The organism is Streptomyces sp. NPDC001027, from assembly GCF_040299045.1.
Classification (GTDB): Bacteria; Actinomycetota; Actinomycetes; order Streptomycetales; family Streptomycetaceae; genus Streptomyces.
In genome coordinates this window covers 1-5,760 of the sequence record NZ_JBEPBI010000361.1, presented here as the reverse complement: position 1 = coordinate 5,760, position 5,760 = coordinate 1, and the positions used below count along the sequence as shown (strand labels likewise).

The following is a 5,760-nucleotide window of genomic DNA, read 5'->3' as shown; positions in this document are numbered from 1 at the left end:
CGGATGCGGGGGCGTGACGTCCCTGACGTCGCGTCGGGCCCCCCGGCCCGTCACCTCAGTTCAGGGTCCACTTCTGGTTGTCGGCGCCGCCGCACGTCCACAGCACGATCGGGGTGCGGTTGGCCGTGGCCGCTCCGTACGCGTCGAGGCACAGACCCGCGTTGACGTTGGTGATCGTGCCGTCGGCGTTGACGTTCCACTTCTGGTTGTTCTGGCCGGTGCAGTCCCAGATCACGACCTTGGTGCCGTTGGCGGTGCCGTGGTCGTAGGCGTCCAGGCACTTGTTGCCGTACACCACGAGTTCCTTGCGGGAGGTGTACGTCCAGGCCTGGTTGGAGCCGCCGTTGCAGTCCCAGAGCTCCGCCTGCGTCCCGTTGGCGATGGTGCTGTCGAACATGTCGAGGCAGCGGCCGGACTGCTTGCCGACGACGAGGCTGCCGTTCGCGCCGGGCAGGGGCCTGACGGTGATGTCGGCGAGGGTCGGGGCGCCGGTGAAGGCGAGCGTGTTGGCGGAGCCCTTCGACAGGGCGACCTGGAGGGTGATCGTGCCCTGCGTGGAACCCGTCGGCGGGAAGGAGACGGTCGTCGGGGTCTGCCCGTTGACCTTGAGGGTCGCGGTGCGGGCGGTCGCGGCGGTGTTGGTGTAGGCGACGTCGACGACCTTCAGGCCGGTGTCGCCGGCGGTCACGCCGGAGAAGCTCGACGTGCCGGTGTACGCCGTGCCCGCCGCCTCGGCGCCGCCGCTGACGGTGACCATGACCGAGCCGCCCGCCGGGACGTTCGCCGTGTAGCCGGTGGCGAAGGCGCCGAGGTCGGCGCGCGCCCACGGGTCGCGCACGGTCGCGGACGCGCCGGTCAGGCCGAGGTCGGCCCAGCGGGCGGTGATGTTCGCGGCGGCGGAGGTCCGGTTGAGCAGGACGACGGCGCGCCTGCCGCTGCCCGCGAGGACCTTGCCGTACACCTGCAGCCCTGTGCTGTCCTCGGCGACCTTGACGCCCTGCAGGCCTCGCGCGTCCTGGTCGACGGCGACGACCTCCGGGTTCTTGAGGATGTTCGCCGTCTCCGTCGTCATCGTGGCCAGGTTGTTGCCGGCGAGGAGCGGCGCGCCGGAGACGGCCCACAGGTTCATGTGAGTGCGGTTCTGGGCGGCGGTGAAGCCGTCCATGCCGACCATCAGCATGTCCGCGTCGTTGTAGTAGCCGGTGTGCTGGGCCGTGGGATGCACGTTGCGGTCGTAGTTGGTCAGCAGGTTGGTCATGGACGGCTTGTTGCCGAACAGGATGATGTCGTCGTTGGTCCGCCACATCGCGCCCTGGCCCGGCGCCCAGTTCCACGGGTTCTGCCGGCCCCAGTTGCACAGGGACAGGGTCATCGGCCGGCCGGTCGTCGCCGTGGCCTTCGCGATGGCGTCGCTGATGGCCTGGTACGTCGTCTTCGCGTCGAGGCCCTCCTTGTCGCCGCCGCACCAGTCGACCTTCACGAAGTCGAAGCCCCACGTGGAGAACTGGAGCATGTCCTGGTCGTAGTGGCCCTCGCTGCCGCTGCCCGGGGCGGCGGGGCGGCCGGTCGGGAAGTAGTAGCCGCAGCCGTCCCGGCCGGCGTCGGTGTAGATGCCGGCCTTGAGGCCCTTGCCGTGGATGTAGTCGGCGATGGCCTTCATGCCGCCGGGCCACTCCGACTCGTCCACGGTGATGTTGCCCGCGCTGTCACGGGTGCCCTGCCACCAGCCCTCGTCGATGTTGATGTACCGGTATCCGGCCGCCGGCAGGCCCGCGGCGACGAACGCGTCGACCTGCTGCTTGATGACGTTGTAGTCGATCTTGGCCGCGAAGCTGTTCCAGGAGGCCCAGCCCATCGGGGCGGCCGGCACGGCGATCTGGCGCGAGGTCGCGGCCCGGGCCGTGCCGGGCTGGACGAACACCAGGGCGGCGGCGACCGTCAGCAGCAGGGCGAGCACCCGTGCGGCGGCGGATCTCCCATGCCGGACGAGGGGCGCGGGGAGTGGGGGAAACATACGGGCGGCTCCAGCTTCGGGGTCAGCGCACTTCGATATATCGAACGAGATTCGGCGAACCGAACGTGATGCGCCGAAAAACTAGAGCCGCCGACAGGTGAAGTCAACGCTTGCGACAGAAGAATTGTGACCGTTCCCAAAGTCCAACAGGCCGTCTGCGCGGCGTTCTTCACCCGGGGCCCGCCCGCCGCCATACTGTCGGGCGTGCGAGTGGCGATCATGACGGCGGGTTCCCGGGGCGATGTGGCCCCCTTCACGGGTGTGGGTCAGGCGCTCGCGCGGGCCGGACACCAGGTCACCCTGGTCACCCATGCGCGCTTCGCGCCGCTGGTGGCGGGCTCGGACGTCGGCTTCCACGCGCTGCCGTTGGACCCGCGGGCCGAGCTGGAGTCCGAGCGGGGCCGCGGGCTGCACCGCAGCGCCACCGGGCCGGGCAAGCTGCTGCGGGTGACCCGGATGGCGCGGACGCTGGCCGGGCGGATCGCTGACGATCTGCTGGCCGCCGCCCGCGAGGCCGACGCGCTGCTGCTCTCGGCCTCGGTCGCGCCCCTCGGCCACACGATCGCCGAGGGACTGTCCCTGCCGAGCCTCGGGCTCTACCTCCAACCCGTCGCCCCCACCCGCGAGTTCGCCCCGCCGATGCTGGGCGGCGGCTCCTTCGGAGCGGCCGGCAACCGGCTCGCCGGGCACGGCGTCGAGGCGGCCGTCGAGCAGATCTTCACCCCGGTGCTGCCCGTGGTGCGCGCCCGGCTGGGGCTGCCCGCCGTCCGCCGCGGAGTCCTCGCTCCTCGCAGGCGGCGGCACGGCTGGCCGGTCCTGCACGGCTTCAGCCCGCTGGTGGTGCCGCGGCCCCGGGACTGGCGCGCGGAGCTGGACGTGGCCGGCTACTGGTGGCCGCACGACCGCGACGCCCGACTGCCGGCCCGGCTGCGGGAGTTCCTGGACGAGGGGCCGCCGCCGGTGTTCGTCGGGCTGGGCAGCGCGACGGTGCCCGATCCCCGGCGGCTCGGCGCCGAGATCGTCGCGGCGCTGCGGCGGGCGGGGCTGCGCGGGGTGATCCAGCGCGGCTGGGCGGGCCTGACGGCCGACGGCGACGACATGGTGACGGTCGACGAGGCGCCGCACTCGACTCTCTTCCCCGAGATGGCCGCGGTGGTCCATCACTGCGGTGCGGGCACGACGGCGGCAGGCGTACGGGCGGGCGTGCCGGCCGTGCCGGTGCCGATCCAGTTCGACGGGGGGTTCTGGGGCGAGCGGCTCGTCGCGCTGGGGGTGGCCCCGGGCACGGTCCCCCTGCGCCGACTGACCGCCGACGCGCTGACGGCGGCTCTCGTGCGGGTCACCCGCGAACCCGGATACGCCCGCCGGGCGGCGCTGCTCGGGGCGCGGGTGCGCGGTGAGGACGGCGTGGGGCGGGTGGTGGAGGCGGTCGCGCGCCTGGGCTGAAGACGCCGGCCGGATCGGGTGCGCTCGCCGGCCGGATCGGGTGCGCTCGCCTGCCGCTCCGCCTACCGCTCGTCCCTCGGGCCGCCCCCGGGCTCCCATTCCGCAGGCCGCAGCATGGCCAGCAGTTGGCGGACCAGCTCGTCGACCACCTCGTCCAGGGTCGCGTCCACCCAGCCCGCGCTCCAGTCGTGCAGAAGGCCGTTGACGCTGCCGATGAAGGCCGTGGCCGCGAGACGGTAGTCGCGCGGGGCCCCCTCGCCGCGGGCGGCGGCCGCGGTCGCCTCGGCGCAGATCAGGTCGATCCAGCGGGCCCGGCGGGCCAGTCGCTGCTCGTCCAGCCGGGGGCTGACGCCGACGATCTCGACGAAGGTGATCCGGATGCGGCAGGGGTCGGAGGTGACGTTGGCGGCGTAGGCGCGGAAGATCGCGGTGGCGCGTTCGGCGAGCGACTTGCCCTCGGCGGCGACGGCGGCGGCCATGACCGCCTCCTCGGCCCAGGCGTTCACCTGGAGGTGCAGCTCCGCCAGGACGTCCTCGAGGGTGCGGAACTCCTCGTAGAACTGGCGGGTCGACAGACCGGCCGCCTCGCTGAGCGAGGCGACGGTGGTGCCCCGGTAGCCGGGCGCGCCCCCGAACGACCGCAGCGCCGCGTCCAGGAACCTGCCGCGTCGCTCGGCCTGCCGCTGCTCGGCGGACTTGCCGCCGTAGCGGCCGGTCGGCGCCTTGAGTCTGCCCGTCATGATCCTCCCTCGTCGCTCGGTGTCGCTCCACCGTCAATTTTGTCGTGTACGAGTCTTGTGGCGAAGGGCACCCCTTCCTTACTTTCCAGTAAGAACATTCTGAACGGGCCCGTGTTCAGATTTCGGCGGGGTCTCCCCCGCCTTCACACCCCTGCCCCTGACCTTCCGCCCCCCCAGAGGAGAGAGCAGTCATGGCTGCCTTCAGATCCAGGCACCTTTGCTCCATCGCCGCCGCCGTCGCCCTCACCGTCACCGCTCCCGCTGCCTTCGCGGCCGCCGCCCCGGCGGCCTCGGACTCCTCCACAGCCGCCGCGCTGCGCGAGGTGCTCTTCGTGGGCAACAACTGGGAGGGCACCGCGGACGTCATCAAGTCCAGCGGCGACTTCGCGAAGATCGGCCGGATCAACGTGATCCCCGACAAGGACGCCCGGATGAAGGAGATCAACGGCGACCTGATCAAGTGGATCTACTTCATGGCCATCCGCAACGGCGTCGGCGAGGGGCACGACCAGTTCGTCGACGACATGTACACCACGCCGGACGGCGCGTCCGTGGTGGTCTCCCGGCCGAGCTTCGCCGACGTCGTCTCCATCGACCTGGCCACCGGGAAGATCAACTGGCGGTTCCCGGTGTCGGGTTACCGCTCCGACCACATGGCCGTCTCCCCCGACGGCAAGCGGGTCGCGGTCTCCGCGTCGATCTCGAACACCGTGCACGTGCTGGACATCGTCACCGGCAAGCAGGTGGGCTCGTTCAAGACCGGCGACAAGCCGCACGAGAACATCTTCACCAAGGACGGCAAGTACATCTACAACATGGCGATCGGTGACGTGAACACGTCCCAGGACGCGCCGTGGCAGGACTTCACGAAGGGCGACCGGCGCATCACCGTCGTCGACGCCAACACCTACCAGCAGGTCAAGATCATCGACATGCGGCAGCGGCTGGACGCGATCGGTCTCAAGGACTTCTCGGACGCCGTGCGCCCCGCGGTGTTCTCCCCGGACGAGTCCAAGCTGTACTTCCAGGTCTCGTTCTTCAACGGCTTCTTCGAGTACGACCTCGCCACGGACAAGATCACCCGGACGAAGACCCTGCCGAAGAACCCCGCGACCAGCGACGACCGCACCACCTACGTCAACGACTCGCGCCACCACGGCCTGTCGATGAGTCCGGACGGCAGCAAGCTGTGCGTGGCGGGCACGATGGACGACTACGCGACGGTCGTCAACCGCGCGACCCTCGAGGAGGGCCCGCTGGTCACCGCCTCGAAGCCCTACTGGGCCACGGTCAGCGGCGACGGCAAGGACTGCGTCATCTCCGAGAGCGGCGCCGACCAGGTGACCGCGATCGACTTCGCCACCGGGCAGAAGGTCGTGTCGGTTCCCGTGGGCGACCATCCGCAGCGGGTCCGGCTCGGCCATGTGGCGGCGGGCTGGACCGGCGCCGGCAGCTGACGGCGGCCCCACGACGAAGGGGTGGGTGGCGGTGACCGCCCCCCACCCCATACTAGTCGCGGTGCGCGCACCCCGCCGTCTGGAGATGGGAAATGGGTCGTGT

4 protein-coding genes are annotated in these 5,760 nt (G+C 71.2%); 2 read left to right on the top strand and 2 right to left on the bottom strand.

What is annotated here, in order from left to right:
* Window positions 1-55 precede the first annotated feature (55 nt).
* On the bottom strand, window positions 56-2,014 hold the full coding sequence (locus ABT300_RS40560; protein ID WP_351687165.1) for an RICIN domain-containing protein: 1,959 nt from the start codon (window positions 2,012-2,014) through the stop codon (window positions 56-58).
* Window positions 2,015-2,233: 219 nt separating this feature from the next.
* Here ABT300_RS40560 and ABT300_RS40555 point away from each other — a divergent pair, with 219 nt between their 5' ends.
* Entirely contained in the window at window positions 2,234-3,460 is a 1,227-nt protein-coding gene (locus tag ABT300_RS40555; RefSeq protein ID WP_351687168.1) for a glycosyltransferase, read from the top strand.
* A 62-nt stretch (window positions 3,461-3,522) separates the two neighbouring features.
* Here ABT300_RS40555 and ABT300_RS40550 read toward each other — a convergent pair whose 3' ends face one another.
* Entirely contained in the window at window positions 3,523-4,200 is a 678-nt protein-coding gene (locus ABT300_RS40550; RefSeq protein WP_351687162.1) for a TetR/AcrR family transcriptional regulator, read from the bottom strand.
* 191 nt (window positions 4,201-4,391) lie between these two features.
* Between ABT300_RS40550 and ABT300_RS40545 the strand changes: the two genes are divergently transcribed.
* Window positions 4,392-5,657 carry a YncE family protein gene (locus tag ABT300_RS40545; RefSeq protein ID WP_351687159.1) on the top strand — a complete coding sequence of 422 codons (1,266 nt, stop codon included), beginning with the start codon at window positions 4,392-4,394 and terminating at the stop codon, window positions 5,655-5,657.
* Window positions 5,658-5,760 lie beyond the last annotated feature (103 nt).